This window comes from Bacillus haimaensis (assembly GCF_048270625.1).
In the GTDB taxonomy this organism is placed as follows: domain Bacteria; phylum Bacillota; class Bacilli; order Bacillales; family Bacillaceae_I; genus Sutcliffiella_A; species Sutcliffiella_A haimaensis.
The window spans coordinates 1056955-1082459 of sequence record NZ_CP158164.1 but is presented as its reverse complement, the minus strand read 5'-3'; the positions used below and the strand labels follow the sequence as shown (position 1 = coordinate 1082459).

General features: G+C 42.8%; 21 protein-coding genes and 4 pseudogenes. 2 read left to right on the top strand and 23 right to left on the bottom strand.

The genetic code is table 11. From position 1 onward, the window contains the following. Positions 1 to 145: 145 nt before the first annotated feature. The 16 genes and pseudogenes from ABN702_RS05280 to ABN702_RS05205 form a co-directional block, all read right to left on the bottom strand. Positions 146 to 427 carry a hypothetical protein gene (locus ABN702_RS05280; RefSeq protein WP_417900834.1) on the bottom strand — a complete coding sequence of 94 codons (282 nt, stop codon included), beginning with the start codon at positions 425 to 427 and terminating at the stop codon, positions 146 to 148. 576 nt (positions 428 to 1003) lie between these two features. After that, entirely contained in the window at positions 1004 to 1693 is a 690-nt protein-coding gene (locus ABN702_RS05275) for an aspartate/glutamate racemase family protein (protein ID WP_417899699.1), read from the bottom strand. Between the two features lie 210 nt (positions 1694 to 1903). Further along, positions 1904 to 2161 carry a DUF4190 domain-containing protein gene (locus tag ABN702_RS05270; protein WP_417899698.1) on the bottom strand — a complete coding sequence of 86 codons (258 nt, stop codon included), beginning with the start codon at positions 2159 to 2161 and terminating at the stop codon, positions 1904 to 1906. A gap of 183 nt (positions 2162 to 2344) precedes the next feature. Then, complete coding sequence (locus ABN702_RS05265; RefSeq protein ID WP_417899697.1) at positions 2345 to 2554, bottom strand: hypothetical protein; 210 nt, start codon at positions 2552 to 2554, stop codon at positions 2345 to 2347. A gap of 108 nt (positions 2555 to 2662) precedes the next feature. Next, on the bottom strand, positions 2663 to 3190 hold the full coding sequence (locus tag ABN702_RS05260; RefSeq protein WP_417899696.1) for a hypothetical protein: 528 nt from the start codon (positions 3188 to 3190) through the stop codon (positions 2663 to 2665). A gap of 219 nt (positions 3191 to 3409) precedes the next feature. Beyond that, positions 3410 to 3542 (bottom strand): annotated as a pseudogene (locus tag ABN702_RS05255) (integrase); the annotation flags it as partial. 146 nt (positions 3543 to 3688) lie between these two features. Then, on the bottom strand, positions 3689 to 4357 hold the full coding sequence (locus ABN702_RS05250) for a DNA alkylation repair protein (RefSeq protein ID WP_417899695.1): 669 nt from the start codon (positions 4355 to 4357) through the stop codon (positions 3689 to 3691). Between the two features lie 358 nt (positions 4358 to 4715). Continuing rightward, on the bottom strand, positions 4716 to 4934 hold the full coding sequence (locus ABN702_RS05245; protein ID WP_417899694.1) for a hypothetical protein: 219 nt from the start codon (positions 4932 to 4934) through the stop codon (positions 4716 to 4718). Positions 4935 to 5315: 381 nt separating this feature from the next. Continuing rightward, positions 5316 to 6662, bottom strand: a complete 1347-nt coding sequence (locus ABN702_RS05240) for a dihydrolipoamide acetyltransferase family protein (RefSeq protein WP_417899693.1) — start codon at positions 6660 to 6662, stop codon at positions 5316 to 5318. A 78-nt stretch (positions 6663 to 6740) separates the two neighbouring features. Beyond that, positions 6741 to 7724, bottom strand: a complete 984-nt coding sequence (locus ABN702_RS05235; protein WP_417899692.1) for an alpha-ketoacid dehydrogenase subunit beta — start codon at positions 7722 to 7724, stop codon at positions 6741 to 6743. A 12-nt stretch (positions 7725 to 7736) separates the two neighbouring features. Then, positions 7737 to 8729: a thiamine pyrophosphate-dependent dehydrogenase E1 component subunit alpha gene (locus tag ABN702_RS05230; RefSeq protein WP_386635631.1), complete on the bottom strand. Its 993-nt coding sequence runs from the start codon at positions 8727 to 8729 to the stop codon at positions 7737 to 7739. Between the two features lie 67 nt (positions 8730 to 8796). After that, the gene (gene lpdA / locus ABN702_RS05225) at positions 8797 to 10221 is read right to left on the bottom strand and encodes a dihydrolipoyl dehydrogenase (RefSeq protein ID WP_417899691.1); all 1425 of its coding nucleotides are present in this window, start codon (positions 10219 to 10221) and stop codon (positions 8797 to 8799) included. A 16-nt stretch (positions 10222 to 10237) separates the two neighbouring features. Continuing rightward, positions 10238 to 11362 (bottom strand): butyrate kinase, encoded by a 1125-nt coding sequence (gene buk / locus ABN702_RS05220; RefSeq protein WP_417899690.1) that lies wholly within the window; start codon positions 11360 to 11362, stop codon positions 10238 to 10240. An 83-nt stretch (positions 11363 to 11445) separates the two neighbouring features. Further along, the gene (gene bcd / locus ABN702_RS05215; RefSeq protein ID WP_417899689.1) at positions 11446 to 12549 is read right to left on the bottom strand and encodes a branched-chain amino acid dehydrogenase; all 1104 of its coding nucleotides are present in this window, start codon (positions 12547 to 12549) and stop codon (positions 11446 to 11448) included. 46 nt (positions 12550 to 12595) lie between these two features. Continuing rightward, the gene (gene yqiS, locus ABN702_RS05210; RefSeq protein WP_417899688.1) at positions 12596 to 13495 is read right to left on the bottom strand and encodes a phosphate butyryltransferase; all 900 of its coding nucleotides are present in this window, start codon (positions 13493 to 13495) and stop codon (positions 12596 to 12598) included. 135 nt (positions 13496 to 13630) lie between these two features. Continuing rightward, entirely contained in the window at positions 13631 to 15679 is a 2049-nt protein-coding gene (locus ABN702_RS05205) for a sigma 54-interacting transcriptional regulator (protein WP_417899687.1), read from the bottom strand. A gap of 210 nt (positions 15680 to 15889) precedes the next feature. On the opposite strand from ABN702_RS05205, the gene ABN702_RS05200 reads away from it, so the two are divergent. After that, entirely contained in the window at positions 15890 to 16123 is a 234-nt protein-coding gene (locus ABN702_RS05200; RefSeq protein WP_417899686.1) for a DUF2627 domain-containing protein, read from the top strand. Positions 16124 to 16164: 41 nt separating this feature from the next. On the opposite strand, the gene ABN702_RS05195 is transcribed toward ABN702_RS05200, so the two are convergent. Continuing rightward, entirely contained in the window at positions 16165 to 16884 is a 720-nt protein-coding gene (locus ABN702_RS05195) for a glycerophosphodiester phosphodiesterase (RefSeq protein ID WP_417899685.1), read from the bottom strand. A 99-nt stretch (positions 16885 to 16983) separates the two neighbouring features. On the opposite strand from ABN702_RS05195, the gene ABN702_RS05190 reads away from it, so the two are divergent. Beyond that, the gene (locus tag ABN702_RS05190) at positions 16984 to 17130 is read left to right on the top strand and encodes a YycC family protein (protein WP_417899684.1); all 147 of its coding nucleotides are present in this window, start codon (positions 16984 to 16986) and stop codon (positions 17128 to 17130) included. Positions 17131 to 17303: 173 nt separating this feature from the next. Here the strand turns inward: ABN702_RS05190 and spo0A are convergent. The 6 genes and pseudogenes from spo0A to dxs all read right to left on the bottom strand — a co-directional run. Continuing rightward, a pseudogene (spo0A, locus tag ABN702_RS05185) lies at positions 17304 to 18095 on the bottom strand (sporulation transcription factor Spo0A). A 471-nt stretch (positions 18096 to 18566) separates the two neighbouring features. Then, a pseudogene (gene spoIVB / locus ABN702_RS05180) lies at positions 18567 to 19858 on the bottom strand (SpoIVB peptidase). 386 nt (positions 19859 to 20244) lie between these two features. After that, on the bottom strand, positions 20245 to 21951 hold the full coding sequence (gene recN / locus ABN702_RS05175; protein ID WP_417899683.1) for a DNA repair protein RecN: 1707 nt from the start codon (positions 21949 to 21951) through the stop codon (positions 20245 to 20247). A 272-nt stretch (positions 21952 to 22223) separates the two neighbouring features. Next, positions 22224 to 22673, bottom strand: a complete 450-nt coding sequence (ahrC, locus tag ABN702_RS05170; RefSeq protein ID WP_417899682.1) for a transcriptional regulator AhrC/ArgR — start codon at positions 22671 to 22673, stop codon at positions 22224 to 22226. A gap of 121 nt (positions 22674 to 22794) precedes the next feature. After that, positions 22795 to 23628: a TlyA family RNA methyltransferase gene (locus ABN702_RS05165; RefSeq protein ID WP_417900833.1), complete on the bottom strand. Its 834-nt coding sequence runs from the start codon at positions 23626 to 23628 to the stop codon at positions 22795 to 22797. A 3-nt stretch (positions 23629 to 23631) separates the two neighbouring features. Next, a pseudogene (gene dxs, locus ABN702_RS05160) lies at positions 23632 to 25484 on the bottom strand (1-deoxy-D-xylulose-5-phosphate synthase); the annotation flags it as partial. Positions 25485 to 25505: the final 21 nt, after the last annotated feature.

The following is a 25505-nucleotide window of genomic DNA, read 5'->3' as shown; positions in this document are numbered from 1 at the left end:
CATATTTTCCATTTCCACTTCTATCCTATGTATCGTAATTTGTCTCTTATGTCTAATCAATAAGGAAAAACCCCTGCAACTTATACAGGGGTTTTCTCCATAGGTACCCAAGTTGTTCATTCTAAAAATAGAATGATTGACTGCCTTAACGTCCGCCCCCGCCACAACGCCCGCTACAATTGCCACCGCAATTGCCACCGCATCGTCCACCACAATTACCACCGCAATTACCACCACAACGGAAACAATTAGAGCAACGGAAACAATTAGAGCAATTAAAGCAATTAAAGCAATTAAAGCAATTAAAACAACTAAAACAACTAAAACATCGAAAAATAACTCCAATTTGTCGCTCTTGATTCATATAGTATTGGTTTGGATCCCAAGGAATGGCCTCGTTCGCCTGGAAATCACCAACATTCAACATTTGAAGTTCATTATGGAAATTATTCATTTTTCATACCTCCGTATTAAAATTATCAAGCTATGTCAACAACATAAAAGGGAAACGGAACGAAAACAATTGTGTAATAAGAGACTTTATCACCATTTTGTATACTCTCTTCAACAAAATATGGACTCTGCTTGGGTAATGTTACTGATTCAAAAACCTATTTTTTATTCGAGTATAAAATAGGAAGCATTTCTTGTTCCTGATAAGCTTCCTATCGTTGAAAAAGTTTATGAACTAGTTAATTTGAACAATACTATTTAACCCATCTCTCTCCATTAAAAAGCACTGCCATTGTTAAATGGTCGTGCTCTAGTGAAAACGTAATATTCTAGTCTAAACTTCCACCTGCATTTGTGTAACGGGCATTAAATTCCTGAACAAATTGAATTATCGGTTTCCAATATTTTTATTTTTATTGATAATACTATGATTAAAAGATATTGTTGTTTTTTCACAGAAATAAGGGAACCTCTAGATTCAGAAGTTCCCTTTCTTATTCAATTGCTCCCGATTATTTGAGAATAACAAAACATATAAAAAATTCACCCCTTATTTTAAGGACATATTTACAGCTTCAATAGCATGTATGTAGGTTGTGTCAAATAGAGGAATATCAGAATCTTCCGGTTTTACCAATAATCCAATTTCTGTACAGCCTAATATAATCCCTTTAGCTCCAGATTCGATTAAACCTTGGATAACTTTTTTATAATAATCCCTTGATTCTTGATGAATCTTTCCTAAACATAACTCTTCGTAAATAACCTTATTTACAATCTCTCTTTCATTGTCATTTGGCACAATAACTTGTATACCGTTAGACTCCAAGCGTGATTTATAAAAATCTTGCTCCATTGTATACTTTGTGCCTAGTAACCCAATAGAAATAATTCCTTTCTCTTTAATTTGTGCTGCGGTTGCATCTGCGATATGCAAAAGGGGGATATTAATTTTCGACTGGATGTCACCTATAACTTTGTGCATCGTATTTGTACAAATGACAATAAAGTCAGCTCCCCCCTTTTCCAAAGCACGCGCAGCATTACCTAACTCTTCACCAGCCTTTTCCCAGGCGCCTTTTGATTGGTAACCTTCAATTTCATGAAAATCGACACTATATAAAAGACATTTCGCTGAATGTAATCCCCCTAATCTTCTTTTAACCTCTTCATTGATAATCCGATAATATTCAACAGAAGATTCCCAACTCATTCCGCCAATAAGACCAATAACCTTCATTTTTATCTCTCCTCTCCATTATTCGTATTTATCTTCATGATTAGCTTCGATTAATCTATAATCAATTCCTTTTTTATTTACCAAAAATGACCCTATACAAAAAGACGCGCGCTACAATGAAAAAAGAGCGCTGATCCTTGTTCCAGAATCGCGCCCCGATAGTTGAATAACTTAATTCATCTCTGTTCTCTTAAAATTGTATATATAAGATTAAATCATAAACAAAACAGGCAAAAAAGTTCCAATAACACAGCTCAAAATCCCAATAGTTGCAAGTGACTTTCCATTTTGTTTAAACTTCCTCATTTCCCGCAATGCTAGAAGTCCAACTATAATTCCGATAATCCCTGGTATGAAACCAAAAGCCATTATGATTGAAATAAAAATAGAAAACATCCCCAACACTAACGTTAAAACTGCTTTATTATTTACTTTTGGGCTTTCTTTAACATTAAGTTTTGCTGTCAACTCAATTCACACCCTTTTCAGTAATGTATTATTCAATAATCCTGCTCTGTTCTGGCATAACTTACAAATTCAAGGTGAACATCTAATTTCCTTTTTCACTACAAAATCTGTTCCTAAAATACTGAAAATGAGCGCTATCCTTGTTCCAGGAATGCTCCCGTTACTTGAATAAGAAACTTAAATTTATTGATTAGGGTTTATTGTCTTTTTAAGAATAAAAAATTCTCTAATAAATGCACCTACACATAATGAACTTCCAATAACCACAATTAATGATACAACTCTAACAAAGTTGAATGGAGAAAAAATAACTTGTAAACTTTCCGATATTATTGAAATTCCAAACAAAATAAACCCCATTATAAGCTGCTTTTTCACCTTCTTCTTTTGCATTTTTTATCTCCTCTTTATTAAACATACCTGCTTCGTTAGTACAATAACTTCAACAAGAAAAAGCCATTCTCTTTCTTGAAGAATAGCTCCCGATTGTTTACTAGCTGGTTATTCAAATTTCTTAATAATAATTCCATCTTTATCATAATACTTATAGTTCCGAAATGTATATTCGTTGTTATCTGTTTGTGGTAAATCAGCCCAAGTTACAGTTGCTTTATTCGGGATAAATTCCCGTTCAAATTTTTGCTCATTTATATCTACTTGCATTTTAGCAATTTCATTTTCGTTATTGGTCACAAACATCATTTTACGAGGAGAAATATGAAAAGAACTAAATGTCTCATTCTCTTTAACTTCTATATTTCTCCATATATAGTTACCTTTCTTATTTTCAGTAAACTCTATGCAGCCTGGTCTATTATTAGCTAAAAACCCTACAATTCTAAAATCATCAAAATCTTTTATCTCCAAGATTTCAATTGATTTATGTTCATATCCCTCAATAGAATTAATTACTTTAACTATTGATGCTTCATCATTCCCATATAACTGTTTGGTACCATTAAAATAAAAAGTTAAAATTGCAACAACCAATATTCCAATAGTAACAAACAATAGTTTCCTGCTTTTCATTATCAAGCACCTCCTCTTTGTTAAGCATCCTTATTTATAGACTTATTCAATAGTCCTGCCCTATTGCTTAATACCAATTATTTCAAAACCAAGTGATAAACTCAATCTCTTATTTTCATTCAATTTAAAAAATCACGCTCAAATATAAACGTGATTTCTTAAAAGTATTTATTGTAGAGATCTTTTCTCAATTTCCCACTAAGTTGAGCATAAATTCTCTTCGGTTAGGAATTTTGGAATTCGCTTCCCTAGCTTCGGTTCTTTCAACTTAGCTACAGGATTCTTCTTTGCCTTCGTCATTTGCCCATTTGAATATTGATCTAATGCACCGAACTCTATGAACCAAGCTAGAGTATGATACAGTTCACCGTAACGCCTTTAATGGTAAAATTAATGAATTTCAGGCAAAAAGGATCTGGAAGCTCACTTTCAGATCCTGACCATATTGAGGCTTTGAATTCCTTTATTTTCACATCAAACCCTTATTTTCAGTGGTAACTAATTATTAATCCGTTTGTTAACTTCAATCTTAATGAACTCCGGCAAATAATTGGGAGTACATCCTTTTGATACCATTTCATCTTTGTAAAGACCCGTTTTCTCACCAAGTTTAATACAACGTGCTCGATACTTTTCATCATAAACGCCTATCCAGCCTGCGGTGAAATTCATAGCCCATTGAACTTCCGGTTCTTCCTGCGTAATATTAGCTTCAATTGCAGATAGTAAGTCTGCGGTGTTATCAGACGGTGTTTGTCCAGTCCATCTCAATCGCCCTTGAAAATACCAGAAAGCTCGCCTTTGAAGAGCAGAAGGACTATTTTCCCATGACTCCATCAATGCAATGCTCTTCTTGTCTTTGGTGAGCTGATTAGCCATTAACCAATCCATTAAGTTATTTCGCTCATCAAATGTGTGAGTCTGCATATCCTTATCAAGCTTATTTAGTACATCTTGTGAAAGTAGTTTTTTGTCCATAATTAAGATTGCCAATAGTCTGGGCAAAAACTCTCCGGTTGACCAAAGTTCCATAGCTAGTTCGTGATCTTTTTTAATTTCCTTCGCGATTTTTCGTAAGTCGCCAAGCTTAGTTTTACTATTGATCTGAGGTAGAATGTTTTCTGCGTTTGATGAGTATTTTATTTCTGTGCTTTTATTTTTATTCATTTGCTACAACTCCTTATTAAAGCACTGTTTCATAATATGTTATTGGCGGGATATATCAATAACTAAATTTCGTTATGAGTCTTATTGCATACAATTGTACCATAACAATGTAAAAGAAGTGATTCATTTCGCCGTTACTTATGGTACGGTTCCCCACTACTAGTGCTAAACTACATCTTCTACAATCTGGCCCATTTGCTGGAATAAGGAATTATTCTCGCTCCTCTACAATCCTTCCCGACTACTTAATACCAATTATTTCAAATCTCAACCATTTATTCAAAAGTTAATTTCACAAAAAAGAAGCTCACCTTGTTCCAGATAATCTACCCGTTACCACAAGAAGACAATAGTTCACTTAAAGTTTTTTTATAATTAAAATTTCATCTTCTACTATTTGATAATCTTCGTTTTCTTCATCAGTGAGGATGTAAAAGAATACCCGACCGTCGCATTCAAAATCCATATTTTCAAGGATTGTACCGATAAAAGTCCTATCCTCAACTTCAATATAATACCTTTCGTTTTCTTCGATTTCTATGATAGTATCTTGAACCCGAATTTTTATTTTACTCACTTTAAAATCACCACCCACACTTAAAAATAATACCGTAAAAGCTCCTTTACTTCATAAGAAAAGCCATTCATCTTTCTTGTAGTATGGCACACTAATTTTTCTAACTAAATATATATTATCCAGTTCCCTTTGCCAAAGAAGAAATAAATTCTATTACTCGAAAATCGTGTCTCTTACCAAGTCCGCTACCTTCCATTGGAGTTCGTGCCAAACTAAGTTGAGTTCGTGCCAAACTACCAAAAGTTCGTGCCAAATCACCCCGAGTTCATGCCAAACAACCTCGAGTTGATGCGAACAGCATTTTTCCCCACAAATAATTGCACTTTTAACAAAACAAAAAAACCGACAAAACGCCAAAGCGCCTCGTCGGTTTCCCACAAATTAATAAATTGAAGTATTTTCCTTGGACATCTTCTCGATGATTTCTTTCACTCGAGCAAGGAATCGTCCGCACACTAGTCCGTCAAGTACACGGTGGTCAAGGGACATGCACAGGTTGACCATGTCGCGTACTGCGATCATGCCGTGGTCCATGACTACCGGACGTTTTACGATGGATTCCACTTGCAGGATTGCTGCTTGTGGATAGTTGATGATACCTTGTGATTGTACAGAACCGAATGAACCAGTGTTGTTCACTGTAAATGTTCCACCTTGCATTTCAGCAGATGTTAATTTACCAGCGCGAACTTTGTTGGCAAGTTCCGTAATCTCACGGGCAATGCCTTTGATTGTTTTCTCATCTGCATTGCGAATGACCGGTACATATAATGCGTCGTCCGTTGCAACTGCGATCGAGATGTTGATGTCTTTCTTCTGGACGATTTTATCGCCAGCCCACATGGAGTTGATCTGCGGGAATTCTTTTAACGCTTGAGCGACAGCTTTTACGAAGAAAGCGAAGAACGTTAAGTTGTAGCCTTCCTTCTTCTTAAAGTCGTTCTTTAAGGAATTGCGGTATTCCACTAGGTTTGTAGCATCCACTTCGATCATCGTCCAAGCATGTGGCGCTTCGTGCTTGCTGCGAAGCATGTTTGCTGCGATCGCTTTACGTACGCCAGTTACAGGGATTTCGATATCTCCTGCTTCCACTGGTACGTTGACCGGTTGAGCTGCTTTTGGTGCGCTGGCTGCTGCAGGTGCAGAAGGTGCTGGTGCTGCCTTTTCCGCTTTTGGAGCTTCCTGTGCAGGAGCCGCAGCCGCTGCAGGTTTGGAATCTGCTTTAGGGATATTGCCGGATTCGATCACCGCTTGGATGTCTTTTCTTGTAATACGTCCGCCTGCACCTGTTCCACTTACCTGCTCAAGATCTACATTGTTTTCTTGTGCAAGGCGCAGAACTGCCGGTGAGTAGCGACGCTTGTTAGGTGCATCCGCATCAGCTGGTGGTGCTGCTGCTGCAGGAGCACTTGTTTTTGAAGCCGCTGCAGGAGCAGACGCCTCTTCCTTCGGTGCTTCAGTTGAAGCAGCATCTCCAGCTCCGCCTTCACCTGTTTCGATGTAGCAGATTACTTCTCCGACAGCCAATGTGTCGCCGTCTTCCGCTACAAGCTCCGTGATTGTCCCTGTAAAAGAGGATGGAATTTCTGCATTTACCTTATCTGTCATAACCTCTGCTAGAGGGTCATATTTGTTTACTTTGTCACCGACGCTTACGATCCAGCGACTGATAGTACCTTCAGTAACACTTTCTCCAAGCTGTGGCATCGTAATTTTTTCAATTGCCATGATGAGTGCCTCCTTTATTCCGTAAAGAAGAGTCAGCCGCGAAGTAGCGGCACTCTCTTCCTAGTATCAAAACATGTATTAATAAGCCGCTAGCTCTCGCATCGCTTTTTCCACTTTGTCCGGATTGACCATGAAGTACTTCTCCATTGTTGGAGCGTATGGCATTGCAGGAACATCTGGTCCTGCAAGACGCATGATTGGAGCATCCAGGTCGAATAGGCAATTTTCCGCGATGATGGCAGAAACTTCACTCATGATGCTACCTTCTTTTGTATCTTCTGTAAGTAAAAGAACTTTACCTGTTTTAGAAGCCGCTTCCATGATCGCTTCTTTGTCCAACGGGTAAACCGTACGCAAGTCAAGGATGTGAGCGGAGATGCCGTCTTGAGCAAGACGCTCTGCTGCTTGAAGTGCAAAGTGAACACATAGGCCGTAAGTGATGACCGTGATATCTTCCCCTTCTCGTTTCACGTCAGCTTTACCGATTGGAAGAACATAATCATCAGTAGGAACTTCGCCTTTGATCAGACGGTATGCACGCTTGTGCTCGAAGAATAGTACCGGATCTTCGTCACGGATTGCCGCTTTCAACAAACCTTTTACATCATAAGGTGTGGAAGGCATGACGATTTTCAGACCTGGCTGGTTCGCAAATACCGCTTCAACTGATTGAGAGTGGTAAAGGGCACCGTGTACTCCTCCACCGTATGGAGCACGTACAACAAGTGGACAAGTCCAGTCGTTGTTGGAACGGTAGCGGATTTTCGCCGCTTCCGAGATGATTTGGTTTACGGCAGGCATAATGAAATCAGCGAACTGCATTTCAGCGATCGGGCGCATGCCGTACATTGCTGCACCGATTGCTACACCAGCGATTGCAGACTCTGCAAGTGGCGTATCGATTACTTTGTCTTCCCCGAACTGGTCATAAAGGCCGGTTGTCGCTTTGAAAACTCCACCTTTTAGTCCTACGTCTTCCCCAAGTACGAATACTTTGGAATCGCGCTCCATCTCTTCACGGATGGCCATTGTCACTGCATCTATATAAGAAATAACTGCCATGATGGTTCCCCCTTACTCTGCGTAAACATGCTTCATTGCGGATTCAGCATCTGCATATGGAGCATTTTCTGCGTATTCTGTTGCTTCGTTCACTTCTTTGGCAATTTCATCGTTCATTTCTTTCTCTTTTTCGTCAGTCAGTACGCCAACCTCTTTCAGGTATGCTGCAAAGCTGATGATCGGATCCTTCGCTTTTGCTGCATCCACTTCGTCACGCTCACGGTATGCACGATCATCGTCATCACTGGAGTGTGGAGTCAGACGGTAGGAAATTGCTTCTACCAATGTTGGGCCTTCACCGCGACGGCCGCGGTCTGCCGCTTCTTTCACTGCTGCATATACTTCTAAAGGATCGTTTCCGTCGATTGTAATTCCAGGCATTCCGTAACCTAATGCACGGTCAGAGATTTTTTCACATGCCACTTGCTTCTCGTAAGGAACAGAGATAGCATATTTGTTATTTTCGCACATGAAGATAACCGGTAATTTGTGAACCGCTGCGTAGTTCGCACCTTCATGGAAGTCTCCTTGGTTGGAGGAACCTTCACCGAATGTTACGAATGTCACTAGGTCCTTTCCTTCCAAACGCCCGCCAAGTGCTACACCTACTGCGTGTGGTACCTGTGTAGTTACTGGAGAAGAGCCAGTTACGATACGGTTTTTCTTTTGGCCGAAGTGACCTGGCATCTGGCGTCCGCCGGAGTTTGGATCTTCTGCTTTTGCAAAGCCGGAAAGCATCAATTCCGTTGCTGTCATACCGAATGTCAATACAACACCCATATCACGGTAGTATGGAAGCACATAGTCTTTTTCACGATCTAGTGCGAATGCTGCTCCAACCTGGGCCGCTTCTTGTCCTTGGCAGGAGATTACGAAAGGAATTTTCCCTGCACGGTTCAATAACCACATACGCTCGTCAATACGGCGAGCCATTAACATTGTTCTAAACATTTCTAATACATTTTCATCACTTAGCCCTAAAGCCTGGTGGCGATTTTCTGCCATTGTATTTACCTCCTATATGTAGAAAGTGGGGAGCATTCTTTTTTAAGACTGCTCCCTTATTCTCTTTTTATGAATGAATTGCTTTTCCATCGACTGCCAGCGCAGCCTCCCCGATCGCTTCCGATAAGGAAGGATGTGGATGGATCGTGTGACCGATTTCCCATGGAGTCGCATCAAGTACACGTGCAAGACCTGCTTCAGAGATCATGTCTGTAACATGTGGACCGATCATGTGAACGCCAAGGATATCATCGTTCTTTTTATTTACGACAAGCTTCACGAATCCATCAGATTCCCCGTAAACAAGCGCTTTTCCGATTGCACGGAAAGAGAACTTACCTGTTTTCACTTCGAAGCCTTTTTCTTTAGCTTCTTCCTCTGTATATCCTACACTTGCCACTTCTGGGCTGCTGTATACACATTTGGAAATCATGCTGTAATCGATTGGCGCAGGGTTTTCATTGGCGATATGCTCAACTGCCACTATTCCTTCATGAGAAGCAACGTGTGCAAGCTGCAAGCCTCCTATAACATCACCGATTGCATAGATGTGGGATTCTTTTGTTTGGAAACGGTCGTTTGTTTTGATGAAGCCTTTTTCCACTTGAATATCCGTGTTCTCAAGTCCAATGCCTTCAACGTTTGCTTGACGGCCGACAGATACCAACATTTTTTCAGCGGTAAAGGATTTTTCTTCGCCTTTGTGCTCCGCTTTGATTGTCACGGAATCAGCAGATTTTTCTAATGTGTCCGGAAGTACTTTTGCACTTGTTACCACTTTGATGCCGCGCTTTTTCAAAAGGCGCTGCATTTCTTTGGATACTTCCTTGTCTTCGGTTGGTAATACACGGTCTGCATATTCCAGTACCGTAACTTCCACTCCGAAATCGTCAAGCATGGAAGCCCACTCGATTCCGATTACGCCTCCACCTACGATGATGATGGATTTTGGAAGCTCTTTTAAGGATAATGCCTCATCGGAAGTCATGACCTGTGTGCCATCGATTTCAAGTCCAGGCAGGGAACGAGGACGGGATCCGGTTGCTACGATCACGTTTTTCGGGATCAGCATTTCGTTTTCCTCGCCATTTTCGAACTCAACGGAGATCGTTCCAGGCATTGGAGAGAAAATGGATGGTCCCAAGATACGTCCAGTACCGTAAAATACATCTATCTTGCCTTGCTTCATTAAGTGCTGTACGCCACCGTGAAGCTGGTCGATGATTTTCTGTTTGCGCTCCTGCACCTTAAAGAAGTCCAATTTCACTTCTCCGGAGATGACGCCAAATTCTTCACTGTTCTTTGTTTGTGCAAATACTTCTGCGCTGCGAAGCAATGCTTTACTTGGGATACAACCTGCATGAAGGCAAGTTCCGCCGATTTTCTTTTTTTCTACTACTGCTGTTTTTAAGCCAAGCTGAGATGCACGGATAGCTGCTACATAACCACCCGTTCCTCCACCTAGAATGACTAAATCATATTCTTGTGCCATGTTTGCCTCTCCCTTCCTAGCTGCGTACTTTGCTGTCCACTTTATTGCCTGGGTAAATTTTTGCATCCTCTTCGCCGCGAAGCACTCGCAATGCTCCTTCTGTCAGAGCTTGAAGCTCATTTTCTCCAGGTTGTACAATCACGTCTGCTATCCAGCTGATGCGGTCGGAGATCTGTTTAACAAATCCCTTTCCGTATGCAAGTCCTCCAGTCAGAACGATCGCATCCACTTTCCCTGCCAGCACGGCACTTGCGGATGCAATTTCTTTTGCTACCTGATAAGCCATTGCTTCATATACCAGTTCTGCTTGCTTATCGCCATTTTCGATCATTTTTTCTACTTGGACCGCGTCATTAGTTCCAAGATAGCCTACAAGTCCACCTTGTCCTACGAGCTTTTTCATGATTTCATCACGGTAGTAGTCACCTGAAAAGCACAGTGACACGAGATCTCCTGCAGGTACTGTTCCGGCACGTTCCGGACTGAATGGTCCATCGCCGTGAAGACCATTATTTACATCCACTACGCGTCCACCGATATGCGTACCAACCGTAATCCCCCCACCCATGTGAGTGACAATCAGGTTCAGTTCTTCATACTTTTTGCCAAGCTCCTTTGCCACGCGGCGAGCTACAGCTTTCTGGTTCAGTGCATGGAAAATGCTTTTGCGCTCAATCAGAGAGAAACCGGAAATTCTCGCTACATCCGATAACTCGTCTACAACTACAGGGTCGACAATAAAAGAAGGAATATTCAAGCCAGTAGCAATTTCATAGGCTAAAATTCCGCCAAGGTTTGATGCGTGCTGACCTGAATAGCCGACTTTAAGATCCTTCAGCATTTCGTCATTAACCGAATAGGTTCCACCTTCGATTGGACGAAGCAGTCCCCCACGGCCACAAACTGCACTTAACTTCGAGATATTGATGCCTTCTTGGTCCAATGTTTCAAGAATTGTTGTTTTTCTGAATTCATACTGGTCAAAGATTGATGCAAAGGAATTGATCGTTTCACTATCGTGACGTATTGTTTTCTCAAAAACGGAGCGTTCATTATCGAATACACCTATTTTCGTTGATGTAGATCCTGGATTGATGACTAGTATGCGATATTCCTTTTCTAACAATGTGGAAACCTCCATTATTACAGGTAACAGGGGTGTCCCAAGCGTGTTTCCACGAAGCCTGGCACAGCCCCCGTTCCTTGTTTCAATTCTTTATAATATTAGCGTCCGTTACGACGGCTTAAAATATGATGTCCGTTTTGTAAAAATTGGCTGCGTGACATTCTCATGCGTTCGATGCGCTCTTCTGCTAAACGGTCAGCAGCTTTGTATGTCGGAATTCCGTCACGCTTTGCAATTTCAATAACTTTTTCGATGTTATCGTAGATGCCTTCTACTTTTTTCATTGCACGCTCACGGTTGTAGCCGTAAAGCTCATCCGCAACGTTGATTACTCCACCAGCATTGATTACATAGTCAGGAGCGTAGACGATACCCATTTCATGGATGATGTCGCCGTGTTTTGTATCAAGCAGCTGGTTGTTTGCAGCACCTGCAATAACTTTTGCTTTTAATTGCGGAATCGTTTCGTCGTTGATTGTCGCACCTAAAGCACATGGAGCATAGATATCGCATTCCACACTGTAGATGTCGTTGATGTCAACTGCTCTTGCTCCGAACTCTTCAACTGCACGGTTTACTGCTTCTTTATTGATGTCTGTCACGATCAGTTGTGCACCTTCTTCATGCAGGTGGCGGCAAAGGTTGAATGCCACGTTACCTACACCTTGAACCGCTACTACTTTACCTTCCAATGAATCCGTACCGAAAGCTTCTTTTGCAGCAGCTTTCATTCCGCGGTAAACACCGTAAGCTGTTACCGGAGATGGGTTACCGGAAGAACCGAATGCAGGTGATACACCTGTTACATAGTCAGTCTCTTCATAGATAAGGTCCATATCTGCTACAGTTGTCCCAACATCCTCAGCAGTGATATAACGGCCATTCAATCCTTGGATGTAACGACCGAAAGCGCGGAACATTTCTTCGTTCTTGTCTGTACGTGGATCACCGATGATAACCGTTTTTCCTCCGCCAAGGTTAAGTCCGGCAGCAGCATTCTTGTACGTCATACCTTTTGCAAGGCGTAGTGCATCTTCAATCGCCGCTTCCTCGGAAGCATATGTCCACATGCGAGTTCCACCCAATGCTGGTCCAAGAGTCGTATCGTGAATCGCGATGATTGCTTTTAATCCTGATTTTTTATCCTGACAAATAACTAGTTGCTCGTAATCGTAAGTCTCCATATATTTGAAAATTTCCATGATAAAATTCCTCCCCAAGATAGTTGAAAATTTTTAGTTAGATATATTATTTAACAGAACAGACAGCTAATGCTAAAGAATTTAATTTACTTTCGGCTGAGTCTGCTCTTGATGTTAAAACAATCGGAGCTTTGGCACCTGATATGATCGCACCAACCTTTGCATTTGCAAAATAGATAAGTGATTTATAAAGGACATTTCCCACTTCAATGGTAGGAACAAAAAGGATATCCGCTTGTCCTGCCACTTCACTTTTGATTCCTTTATGTTCTGCTGCAAGTACACTCACGGCATTATCCAATGCCAACGGGCCGTCAATGATGCAGTCTTTGATCTGGTCTCTGTGGTTCATCTGGGTAAGCAGCGCTGCATCCATTGTCGCCTGCATTGCAGGATTTACTACCTCCACAGCGGCGAGTGGCGCAACTTTCGGCATCTCAAGACCTATTGCCCTGGCTACAGATACAGAGTTTTGTACAATCTGCACCTTCTGCTCTAATGTCGGTTCGATATTCATCGCCGCATCAGTGACAAAAATAAGTCGGTCATAGCCCGGTACCTCAAATGCTGCCACATGAGATAGCACACTTCCGGTACGAAGACCGTATTCCTTATTCAATACTTCTTTTAAAATAGTGGCAGTTGGGACATTCCCTTTCATCAGAACATCTGCCTCTTTACCGGAAACAGCCTTTACAGCAAGCTGGGCCGCTTCCTTTGCATTACCGGCAGGTACGATGCGTACGCCCTCATGTGAGCTATCGATTCTATGGGAGGCAAGCATGCTAGTGATCTTTTCCTCATCACCGAAAAGGATAAAAGAAGCTAAATCCTTTTCCAATGCATGGGCGACCGCTTCCATCACCTCTGCATCCTCCGCAGCTGCGATAGCAACTACCTTGGATGGCAATTGGGTTGCTCTGCTGATAAGTTCATCTAGTTTCATCTCTTCAACCCTTCCTTTCTACACCATTTATATCTATGCAAGATTCGTGCCAACACTAAAATCATGTAAACGCTTTATTTATCTGTAATCGCATATGCAAAAACTTGCGTATCACGCAGTATTTTGCATGCATTATCAAGCAAGGTGGAATTTCTCCATTTTATAATAAAGATTACGAATGGATACTCCGAGCTCCTTTGCGGTCTTCGTTTTATTACCTTTGTTCTTCTTTAGGGTTTTTTGAATAATTTTCGCTTCGTACCCTTCCAGCATTTCCATCAGTGTTTGATTCTCGGGAATGGCTTCAGACGATTCCTGACTGACATTTTCACCCTTGGCAAGTGCAGGAATATGGCTCGTATCAATCAGCACTTCACTATATTGCATGAAGATGATGGCCCGTCCTAGGACATTCTCGAGCTCCCTGACATTTCCCGGCCAGTCATAGGAGGCTAAGTAATGGATGGCTTGCGGTGTTAACCCCTCCACATTCCTCCCGTAGTCCTGGTTGATTTTTCTGATCAGATGCTCGCTTATCGCTTCGATATCCTCTTTCCGCTTTCTTAATGGAGGAATATGAATCGGCATCCTGTTCAACCGGTAATACAGATCTTCACGGAAGGTGCCATTCGCAATGCCCTTTTCCAGATTCACATTGGTCGCTGCAATGACCCGGACGTTGATGGATATCGCTTTTGTTCCACCAACCCTGATGATTTCATTTTCTTGCAATACCCTTAATAGTTTTGCTTGAGTGTTGGCAGACAATTCCCCTATTTCATCAAGGAAAATACTACCGTTGTTCGCTTCTTCAAAAAGCCCTTTCTTTCCGCCGCGTTTAGCCCCGGAGAAAGCACCTTCTTCATAGCCGAACAATTCACTTTCCAGAAGCGATTCAGAGAGCGCCGCGCAATTGACCCGAATGAACTTGTTATACTTCCTGCTGCTTCCGTTATGGATGGCATGGGCAAATAATTCTTTCCCCGTGCCCGACTCCCCACGCAACAAAACAGTTGCAGGAGTTTTTGCACCCAATTTCGCCTGTTCAATTGCAAGGCTCATTTCCTCGGAGGAACCGATAATATCCTCAAAGGAGTATTTCGCTTCCAGTGTTCGGATGATCTGCCTTGCCCGGTCCAGCTCTGTTGTCAGCGTCTGGATCTCGGAGACGTCATGGATGACCCCGACACTCCCCTTCAGCTTGCCGTCCACTATGATCGGCGCAACATTAACAATAACCTCTTTTTTACCCGGGCCTACCTTTAGATTTACCCCTCGTACCGCTCTTCTGGTTTCCAGCACCTTCATATGCATGCTGTCACCTTCTGATATGTCCGCAGTGGCAGGCTTTCCGATTACCTGTTCTTCCTTCAGGCCTGTCAGCCTTGAATATGCAGGGTTGATCATTAGCCCGCGGCCAAATTCATCCACAACCGATATCGCTTCATCCGAGGATTGAATGATCGCCTCGAGCATCGTTTGTATGCCCTTGAGGTTGGTCACTTCCTCAGCAAGGTTTACTACTTCCGTAATATCCTTGAATACCGCAAAAGCACCGATTACTTTCCCATCCTCATCAATCAGCGGGGACCTCGTAGTAATGATTTTCTTGCCGTTCTCCAGAATCATTTCTTTATTTTTTTCGACTCTTTTTGTATGTATCACATCAATCAATCTGCTTGACGGAATATACTCGAGAACATGCTTGTTTTCAATGTGCTCTTTCTTTATTCCCGCAATCCGCTGCGCGCTTTTATTGAACAGGATCACCTTGCCCGACTGGTCGACAACCAATAACCCGTCATGCAGGAGGTTGAAGATCAGATCGCGCTTATGCGATTCGTATTTCATTTTCGCAATAAGGTCTTCGCGTTCTTCCACAAGCTTCGCCGTAATGTGTGCGACCGTTCCTGGAACAAGAACCGTCTTTTTATCTTTCTTTTCTCTAATTTCCTGAAAAACTTCCTCGGACCCGGTGGCTTCAATGATGATATCAAGCTTTTCGGCAAGAAAATCTTCCCACTTTTCACCAACTGGTATCCCCATCCGGTTTGCCATTGCCAGTCCAGCAGCGTCCTTGTCAATATCGACTACCGCAACGAGGTTGAACATCCCTGAATGCGTTAACATTTTTAAAATCGCAGAGCCACCCTTACCAGCGCCAACTATCAGTACAGTCTGCATAACAAACCCCTTTATTTAGTTAAGAACGACTAGTGAATCATCTTCTACTATTGTAGTGTCATCCAGTTGTAAATTGAAAGAAAATTCATAGTCTTCTTATAAACATATGAAATATCTTGCATACTTCTATCATAAACGGTTTTTTTCTTCTAAGCAAGACAAAATCTGATATAATATGATCGAACGCTCGGAAAGTGAGGCACATCATTTATGCAACGTATTGTCGCTTTAATTATCTTACTTATACCTGGATGTATTGCTGTATATGGGATCAAGCTTATGAGGGACATGGTGTTCAACATCGGCCACCCTTTGATTCCTTATCTATGGCTGCAGTTTTTAATAGGACTTCTGTTTTTCCTGATTGGGCTATGGTTTGTAGCTGGATTCATCTTTTACAGGGACCGCAAACGCAGTAAAGTTCAGAAACGTTTTCAAAAATAAAAAAATCCGGAACTCCTTGATGTGGAGAACCGGATTTTTGTCTATTTTCTTAACTGCACCGCAATTTTCGGATAATCCGTGAAAAAACCTGCACAGTTAATCTCAAACAATTTTTTCATCATTTTTTTATCATTCACAGTAAAGGGTCTGACCGGCACTCCCGCTTTTTGCGACTGCTCGATCAAAACAGTTGGACATGCTTTGATACTAGGATGGATTCCATTACCCCCCACCCATTTCGTATACTCCCAAGGCTTATAGATCCCTTCCATATATAGAACTGCCTTGTCGATATCAGGCACAAGCTTATGAAGCTTGGCAATGCTATAGTGGTTAAAGCTTGAAAAGATTATGTTGGAGTGGTGATCATATTTGTCTACCAGCTCCACCACCTTCTCCTCGAGACCCTCATAGACGATGATGCCATTTTTGAGTTCAATGTTGATAAGGATGCCTTTACCCTTTGCCCAGTTGAGCACTTGTTCTAGTGTGGGTATGGCAGCTGCTTTATATTGTTCGGCAAATTTATAGACTGCGTTCAGCTTCTGCAATTCTTTCAGCTTCATGTCCTTCACAAAGCCTTTTCCATTTGTTGTCCTGTCGACCTTTTCATCGTGAATGACAACAGGGATCCCGTCCTTGCTCAGTTGAACATCCAGCTCAATGCCGTCCGCCCCATCTATGTATGCCTGCTCAAAGCTGATCATCGTATTTTCGGGATGAGTACCAGCTGAACCCCGGTGACCAAATATTTTTGTCATGTTTTCACACCTTTCGATATTCCCCTAAGAATAACAGTTACAATAAAGCTCCGTTTTTAGTAAAATAAACGTATTACTATTAAAAACGAGGTGAATGAGATGCGTCCATTGCAAATCTCCGCAGAAACCGCCCAAAAACTAGCCAAGGCATTAGATGTACCGATTGAACAGATCATGCACCTTCCACAGCACATTTTAGTGCAAAAATTAGTGGAAATCGAACGTGAGGAAGCTAAAAAGGATTAGCTGCTTCTGATTAAGTTTATCATGGAAGAATGCGAAATTTAAGTTTTTAGATATACTGCAGAAGTGAACTTTCGGGTTCGCTTTTTTATTTTGACAATAAAAGCAAAAAATGACCAATAATCGCAATCACTGGTCATTTAAGGATGTAGGCTATTCTATTGTTCCTTACCCTTTCAGGAAGCGCGGTGCTCCAGGCGCAGCTTATCTGCAACCATTGCAATGAATTCACTGTTGGTTGGCTTTGCTTTTGTCATGGAAACCGTGTAACCGAACAACGACGAAATGCTATCGATATTCCCGCGGGACCATGCAACCTCGATGGCATGGCGGATTGCACGCTCTACACGGCTGGCAGTTGTATTGTATTTCTTTGCAATATCCGGATAAAGGACTTTCGTAATGGAGCCTAAAAGCTCAATATCATTATAGACCATGCTAATTGCTTCTCTTAAGTAAAGGTAACCTTTGATGTGTGCTGGTACGCCGATTTCGTGAATGATGCTCGTGATGTTCGCATCCAGGTTTCTACCTTTTGGTTCTGGACTTGAGGAGCGGAAGGACGATGAACCGGAACGCTTCAGGATCGGTGAAGATTTACCGCTTACCTGACGAATACTGCTAACCAGGTTTTCCATATCAAATGGCTTAAGGATAAAATAGGATGCGCCGAGATCCACTGCTTTCTTTGTCACATCCTCTTGTCCAAAAGCTGTAAGCATAATCACGTTCGGCTGCTTCTCAAGGTTCAGGGAACGCATTTTTTCCAATACGCCCAAACCATCAAGATGAGGCATAATAATATCTAAAATTAAGACGTCCGGTGACTTGTCTTGAATTAATTGAAGGCATTCCTGACCGTTATGTGCAACTCCTACCACTTCCATGTCTTCTTGCGCAGAAATATACTCCTATAACAGGCCAACCAATTCACGATTATCATCTACCACACACACTTTGATTTTCATACAGCTAATTTCCTCCTCAGTCCCTATACATTCTTTTCTTTGGTTTGTAATTTTCTCTATATTTTTATTCTAATTGTTAAATTCGACAATGCAACCTCTTTTCCTCTAATATTTTAAAAAATCCTTAAATTTATTAGAAAAAGAGGGTTTTTCTTCAGATTCCTTCTTTTTTCGACTAATTACGCATAAAGTTACAAATTCCTTGGTGCGTTTGTCGAAAAATCTTTATATTTAATATCATACCGTATGTGAAAACCAAATTAAAGAAAAACTCTGTTAACCACCGCTGTTGATTTCCGCGAAAGACTTCGCTTTCCGCGGGGCTTGCGAGAGCCTCCTCGGCTTCGCCTACGGGGTCTCCATCTAAGCGCTACCTCCCGCAGGAGTCTACGCATTTCGCTCCAATCAACAGCTAGCGTCCTGAAATCGAAACAAAAATTTAAGTAAACAAAAGAAAAAAAGCGAGCTTGATCAGCCCACTTTCTTCTGGTTTTCCTTTTTATAGATGTCAATTCCCGCTTCGTTCAGCATCCATTCTATGTGAACACCATACCCTGAAGTCGGGTCGTTGACAAACACGTGTGTTACGGCGCCGATAACCTTGCCATTCTGAATGATGGGACTGCCACTCATTCCTTGGACAATTCCACCTGTTTTCTCTAAAAGGACCGGATCCGTTATCTTGATGACCATTCCTTTTGTTGCCGGGAACTTTTGTGGTATCGAGCTGATTACTTCCACATCAAACTCCTCAACCTTGTCTTCATTTACCACGGTCAGTATTTTCGCAGGTCCCTCTTTTACTTCATGGGAGAGTGCGATCGGCAATGCTTTGTCCATAATGCCGTTTTGGATATCCTGATGGAGCGTTCCGAAAATACCGAACGGACTGTTTCTTGTGATATCACCGATGGAAGAACGGTCGTTGGAGAAACGTGCCAGTTTCTCACCTGGCACCCCATTGCTTCCTTTTTCAATCGATGTTACGGTGGATCGGACGATCTGTCCATCCTGTACAACAATCGGCTTTTTGGTATCCATGTCCGAAATAACATGGCCAAGTGCACCGTACTTCATCGTGATGGGATCATAAAAAGTCATGGTCCCGATTCCTGCTGCAGAATCCCTGATATACAAACCGATTCGGAATGTACTATCCTGCTTGTCTTTTAAGGGAACTAATTTTGTCTCGATGGTTTTCTTATCTCTAGTTATGACAACATCGAGCGGAGCACCGGTTTTCCCGGCTTTTTGAACAAATGGGGCAACGTCGCTCATCTGTTCAATTGTTTCACCATTGATCTTTGTTATAATGTCACCGACTTGAATGCCTGCAATTTCACCAGGCGACTGCTTTCCCTCTACCGTATCCACTTGATGATGACCGACAACCAATACACCTAAAGTATTTAATTTCACACCGATGGACTGACCACCAGGATACACTTTATATTCAGGGATTACATCCACATTCACTTGCTTGATCGGGATACCGGCTAGCTCTAGAACAACTTGGCTTTCCCGCTTTTCTTACCGCTAAGAGCGACTGCACCATTTTCCGTATCTATTCCAACAGAAGGCTCATTTCCCTTCACTACCGCATTTACAGGTATGGATGACTGGAAATGAATTCCTTGCCCTTCAAACATCGTTATTTTATTGGGAATTTGGATAAACTCTTTAAATGGCTGACTTGCACACAATACCATGACTGAAACAAGGAGAAATACACCGATAATTTTTCTAATTAAATCTTCTCTCAAACTTTTTCACTCTCCTCGCTCCTATCCCACACCTTTCATGGCTACATTATATAATTTTGCCTTCTACGCCCACATTTATAACCAATATATAAATAAAAAAGCTACCCAATATGGATAGTTATACAAGGTATGTGGGACGCATAAATGAAGGTGTGCTGAGTTCGGGGTGATTTTGGAGGAAGAATTGATTGTTTTCAGTCAATTCTCACGTCCACGGGTGCTATTCTCACGTTTCTAGGTTTTATCCTCACGTAACTTCCACCTATTCTCACGTAACCTCGTTCTATCCTCTCGCAACTACACGATATCCATACGCTGCTCTTCCTCCAATCGCACATAAAACAAAAAGCGCTTCCCACAACAATAATGGGAAACGCTCTTATCCTTTAAGCCTGCTTCATACTGCCGGCAAGCTCCAGTAATTCTTTTGCATGCTCTTTGGTGAGACTCGTGATTTCGACACCTGAGATCATCCGGCCGATTTCGCGGATTTTTTCTTCTTCCCCAAGCACGTTCACTTTGGTTTTTGTCCGTTCTCCCTTTACTTCCTTGCTGATGAAGAGATGGGTATCGGACATGGCAGCCACTTGCGGCAGGTGGGAGATGCAGAGCACCTGTGAATCCACGGATACCTGATAGATCTTCTCTGCGATGCTTTGTGCGACACGACCGCTTACACCAGTATCCACTTCATCAAAGATGATTGAAGTAATTCCCTGATGCTTAGAGAAAATGCTCTTCAGCGCCAGCATGATTCGAGAAAGCTCTCCTCCTGAAGCTACCTTTGCCATCGGCTTTAGCGGTTCGCCAGGGTTGGTGGTGAGATAGAACTCCACCATATCCACTCCATTCTTCTGAAAAAGAAAACCGTCTTGCCCCTTTTCTTTTCTCACTTCAAAATGGACGTCGAATATCGCTTTTTCCAAATAAAGATCTTTAAGTTCCTTATGAATGCTCTTTGTGAGCTTGGCAGCAGCCTTCATGCGGGCTTCCGTCAACGCTTTGGCTTCCAATGCGAGATCCTCTTTTAATGATTGGAGCGATTCCTGAAGCTGGTGTATGTGAGAGTCACGGTTCTGCAGGGTCTCCAGCTCTTCCTCGATTTTAGAGGCGTATTCCAGGATTTCCTCAACGGAACTGCCATACTTCCTTTTCAGCTGCTTGATTTCATTCAATCTGCTTTCTATGAAATCCAGGCGCTTTGGATCGAATTCCAGCTGATCGATTTCGTCCCGCAGTCGATAGGATAACTCCTCAAGCTGATAGTAGGAGTTGGAAATTGTATCAAAAACATCCTTCAGATTCTTATCGATCTCCTCCAAGCCTTCCGCTTCAGACATGGCCTGTCCGATCCAATCAAGTGCCTTTTGTTCACCATGCATCGAATAGTAGCAGTTGTTCAGGGATTGATAAAGACGTTCGTAGTTGCTGATTTTGGTTCGTTCCTCAAAAAGCTCTTCATCCTCATTGAGCGTAAGCTGGGCATTGTTGATTTCCTCTGCCTGGAATTGCAGCAGATCAAGGCGGTGTGCCACTTTCTGCTCGTTTTCCGTCAAGTGAAGAAGACGCTTTTCCACATCTTTGTACTCTTTATATATTTCTGAATAGGCCTGTAGCTCCTTTTGAACCGCTTTGCCGCCGAACTGATCTAGGAGTGCCAGATGAAGATCAGGATCCATGAGCTCCTGATGCTCGTGCTGCCCATGAATATCGACCAGGGTTTGTCCCACTTCTCGTAAAAGAGCGATTGTAACGAGCTTTCCATTCACCCTGCACACACTCTTTCCTGTCGCATGGATTTCCCTTCTCAATACAACCATCTCGTCTTCAATATCAATGCCAAGCTCTTGGCAGACCCTATAGCATGGATGGGACTCGTCCTCAAGCAGGAACAGCCCCTCAAGCTCTGCACGCTTCTCTCCGAATCGCACAAATTCATGGGAGCCCCGTCCACCAGCCAGCAGGTGGATCGCATCGATGATAATGGATTTCCCGGCACCTGTTTCACCTGTCAGCACAGTCAGACCTTTATCAAAAGAGATTGACAGAGATTCGATAATAGCAAAATTTTTAATCGTTAATTCTGCAATCATTCCATCACTTCCTTTACGGAATCATTCTATTTATATATTGGGCATTAAACACCGCTGTTGATTTCCGCACTAGGCTGCGCTTTCCGCGGGGCTGGCGTGAGCCTCCTCGGCTGCGCCTGTGGGGTCTCCACTCTAGCGCTATCTCCCGCAGGACAAGGAAGGCTCCGGCAGCGATACATCGCACGAAGAAAATGCTCGCATTTTCGAGGAGTCTTCGCCTATTGCTCCAATCACCAGCTAGATTCTTAAAAATTGAATCAATAAGCTTTTTTTTAAAGCATATTAATAAATTTTTCGGATAGCTCTTCGGCCTGCTCGGGGGTACGGCAGATGATCAGGCATGTGTCGTCTCCACAGATGGATCCCAAGATTTCTGGCCAATCGAGGTTGTCAATTAATACTCCGATTGCGTTGGCGTTACCGGGCATCGTTTTCATGACGATCATATGACCGGCGATGTCGAGTTTGACGAACGCATCCATCAGGGATCGTTTTAGCTTCTGCAGTGGGTTAAAGCGCTGATCGGCTGGTAGGCTATATTTGTATCTGCCGTCCATCATCGGCACCTTTACAAGATGCAGCTCCTTGATATCCCTTGAAACCGTGGCCTGCGTGACGTTGAATCCCGCGCTTTTTAAGCGATCAACCAATTCATCCTGCGTTTCCACTTCACTGTTTGTTATCAGTTCTCTTATTTTAATATGTCTTTGCCCCTTGGTCATTTCGGCACCCCTTAAATATATCTATGTTGCATGACAAATACCTAACTTTATGTTAATTCAAACCTATCCATATGTAAAAGAAAACTATCAACGCACGTTAAAAAAAGGAACAACTGAAAAGTCATTCCCCTTTTTCTGCTTTTAATTGTTGATGAGCCTCTGCAACCACTTGGGAAATGGTATCTTTCAGGTGATCTGATCCTGCATCCTTTGGTCCGCACCACTTCAGATGGAGCAGGAATTCGATATTCCCCTCTCCTCCTGTAATCGGGGAAAAAGAGAGATCCTCTACATCGTAGCCTTCCTTTAAGCTGAAATCACGAATCATCTCAAGGACAGCTTCATGGATTTTCGGCTCGCGGACAATCCCTTTTTTGCCAACCTGTTCTCTTCCCGCTTCAAATTGCGGCTTTACGAGTGCCACAACATCACTATCAGGAACAAGCAACGTTTTAAGTACAGGCAGGATCAGTTTTAAGGAAATAAATGAAACATCGATGCTTGCAAATTCCGGCATGCCAATAGTCATGTCGACTGGTGTGACGTATCGGAAATTGGTTCTCTCCATGACCACGACACGTTCATCCTGACGAAGCTTCCAAGCAAGCTGATTATAGCCTACATCGAGTGCATAGCTCCGTTTCGCCCCGTTTTGAAGCGCGCAATCCGTGAAGCCACCGGTGGATGCCCCAATATCAAGGAGAATCTTGTCTTTTACATCCAGATCAAAGACTTTTAGTGCTTTTTCAAGCTTAAGTCCTCCTCTGCTGACGTAAGGAATAAGATTTCCTTTTACCGTTAAAGGGGCATCGATTGCCACTTTTTCACCAGGCTTGTCCAAGCGTTGTTCATTTGTATATACGAGTCCTGCCATGATGGAACGCTTAGCCTTTTCGCGTGTTTCAATCAGGCCGCGCTCCACTAATAATACATCTAGTCTTTCTTTTTTCGCCATATGTCCTAAGCCCTTTTTTGTTTTCTTCTTGATGAGATCAATTTTACGTTTTCTGCCACTTTAGCAGCCGTCAGATCTATTTCATTCATCAATTCTTTTACACTGCCGTGCTCGATGAATCGGTCTGGAATGCCCATTCTGACAACTCTGTTCGTATAGCCGTGATCGCTTGCGAATTCCACGACCGCACTCCCGAATCCTCCTTGAAGCACTGCTTCCTCAATTGTTACAACCGGCATACCCGACTTAAACAGGTCATGCAGCATCGCTTCATCCATCGGTTTGATGAATCGCGCATTTACTACCTTTACCGAAAGATCATCCTTAGACAAAGCTTCAGCTGCTTCAAGTGCCATGCCAATCGTTGTACCAAAAGTCAGGATTGCTGCATCCGTACCTTCCATTAGCACTTCCCAGGAACCGATCGGGATTTCCTTTAGCTCCTCATCCATTTTCACACCAAGACCGTTTCCTCTTGGATAGCGGATCGCAATTGGTCCCCCGTCGTATTTATTGGCTGTATAAACCAGATGCTGGCCTTCATTTTCGTCCTTCGGCATCATCAGCACCATATTTGGCAGATGTCTTAAGAACGCAATATCAAATACTCCTTGATGGGTTTCCCCGTCCTCACCAACAAGACCAGAACGGTCAATTCCAAAGAATACGTTCAAGTTTTGGCGGCAAACGTCATGCACAACCTGATCGTAGGCTCTTTGCAGGAATGTGGAATAGATGGCAACAAACGGTTTCATTCCTTGTGTGGCAAGTCCTGCAGCCATCGTCACGGCATGCTGCTCGGCAATGCCGACATCATACATGCGCTCCGGGAATTCCTTTGCAAAATTCTCAAGCTTAGAGCCTACAGGCATCGCAGGAGTGATAGCTACCACACGCTCATCTTCTCGCGCAATCTTCCTGACGGTCTCACTTACTACACTGCTCCAAGCAGGGGGGGCGCCGACCGGCTTCAGGACATCGCCTGTTTCAATTTTATAAGGACCTATTCCATGCCATGTCCCGATTTTATCGGATTCTGCAGGCTCATAGCCCTTCCCTTTTTTCGTAACCACATGGATCAATACAGGGCCTTCAGTCTTCTTCGCATAATTAAGGTTTTCTATTAGGTCGTTGTAATTATGTCCATCAATCGGTCCGAGATACGTAAACCCGAGCTCTTCGAAGAACATCCCGCTTACTACCAGGTATTTTAAGCTGTCCTTGATTCTTTCTGCCGTAGAAGCCAGTTTCCCGCCTACTGCCGGGATTTTCTTCAACAGCACTTCCAGCTCATCTTTCACCCAGTTATACTTGCCGGCAGTGCGCATTCTCCCTAGCGCACTATGCAGCGCACCAACATTCGGTGCAATCGACATTTCATTATCATTCAGGATCACAATCATATCTTTCTTTTCATGTCCGATATGATTTAAGGCTTCAAGTGCCATTCCACCTGTCAAGGCGCCGTCTCCGATAATCGGGATAACGTACTCCTTGGTACCTTTGATGTCACGGGCAGCCGCCATCCCCATAGCTCCGGAAAGAGAGGTGGAGGAGTGGCCAGTTTCCCATACATCGTGCTCACTTTCATTGCGTTTCGGGAAACCGCAGAGACCCTTATACTTACGCAATGTGCCGAATTCACATGCCCTGCCTGTCAAAATTTTATGTACATAGGCCTGATGCCCAACGTCCCACAGGAATTTGTCTTTCGGGCTGTCAAACACTTTATGAAGAGCGATGGTCAATTCCACCACACCAAGATTCGGACCGATATGTCCTCCGGTAGTTGATAATTGCTCAATCAGAAATTTGCGCACGTCGGCACTTAAACCTTCCAACTCGGCAATTGACATTTTTTTTAGAAATTGCGGGCT

What these genes read in the sequence shown, in the direction of transcription:
- ABN702_RS05280 (WP_417900834.1), bottom strand. Translation starts at nt 427, where the DNA reads ATGTTGAATGTTGGTGATTTCCAGGCGAACGAGGCCATTCCTTGGGAT.
- ABN702_RS05275 (WP_417899699.1), bottom strand. Translation starts at nt 1,693, where the DNA reads ATGAAGGTTATTGGTCTTATTGGCGGAATGAGTTGGGAATCTTCTGTT.
- ABN702_RS05265 (WP_417899697.1), bottom strand. Translation starts at nt 2,554, where the DNA reads ATGCAAAAGAAGAAGGTGAAAAAGCAGCTTATAATGGGGTTTATTTTG.
- ABN702_RS05260 (WP_417899696.1), bottom strand. Translation starts at nt 3,190, where the DNA reads ATGAAAAGCAGGAAACTATTGTTTGTTACTATTGGAATATTGGTTGTT.
- ABN702_RS05250 (WP_417899695.1), bottom strand. Translation starts at nt 4,357, where the DNA reads ATGAATAAAAATAAAAGCACAGAAATAAAATACTCATCAAACGCAGAA.
- ABN702_RS05240 (WP_417899693.1), bottom strand. Translation starts at nt 6,662, where the DNA reads ATGGCAATTGAAAAAATTACGATGCCACAGCTTGGAGAAAGTGTTACT.
- ABN702_RS05235 (WP_417899692.1), bottom strand. Translation starts at nt 7,724, where the DNA reads ATGGCAGTTATTTCTTATATAGATGCAGTGACAATGGCCATCCGTGAA.
- ABN702_RS05230 (WP_386635631.1), bottom strand. Translation starts at nt 8,729, where the DNA reads ATGGCAGAAAATCGCCACCAGGCTTTAGGGCTAAGTGATGAAAATGTA.
- lpdA (WP_417899691.1), bottom strand. Translation starts at nt 10,221, where the DNA reads ATGGCACAAGAATATGATTTAGTCATTCTAGGTGGAGGAACGGGTGGT.
- buk (WP_417899690.1), bottom strand. Translation starts at nt 11,362, where the DNA reads ATGGAGGTTTCCACATTGTTAGAAAAGGAATATCGCATACTAGTCATC.
- bcd (WP_417899689.1), bottom strand. Translation starts at nt 12,549, where the DNA reads ATGGAAATTTTCAAATATATGGAGACTTACGATTACGAGCAACTAGTT.
- yqiS (WP_417899688.1), bottom strand. Translation starts at nt 13,495, where the DNA reads ATGAAACTAGATGAACTTATCAGCAGAGCAACCCAATTGCCATCCAAG.
- ABN702_RS05205 (WP_417899687.1), bottom strand. Translation starts at nt 15,679, where the DNA reads ATGCAGACTGTACTGATAGTTGGCGCTGGTAAGGGTGGCTCTGCGATT.
- ABN702_RS05200 (WP_417899686.1), top strand. Translation starts at nt 15,890, where the DNA reads ATGCAACGTATTGTCGCTTTAATTATCTTACTTATACCTGGATGTATT.
- ABN702_RS05195 (WP_417899685.1), bottom strand. Translation starts at nt 16,884, where the DNA reads ATGACAAAAATATTTGGTCACCGGGGTTCAGCTGGTACTCATCCCGAA.
- ABN702_RS05190 (WP_417899684.1), top strand. Translation starts at nt 16,984, where the DNA reads ATGCGTCCATTGCAAATCTCCGCAGAAACCGCCCAAAAACTAGCCAAG.
- recN (WP_417899683.1), bottom strand. Translation starts at nt 21,951, where the DNA reads ATGATTGCAGAATTAACGATTAAAAATTTTGCTATTATCGAATCTCTG.
- ahrC (WP_417899682.1), bottom strand. Translation starts at nt 22,673, where the DNA reads ATGACCAAGGGGCAAAGACATATTAAAATAAGAGAACTGATAACAAAC.
- ABN702_RS05165 (WP_417900833.1), bottom strand. Translation starts at nt 23,628, where the DNA reads ATGGCGAAAAAAGAAAGACTAGATGTATTATTAGTGGAGCGCGGCCTG.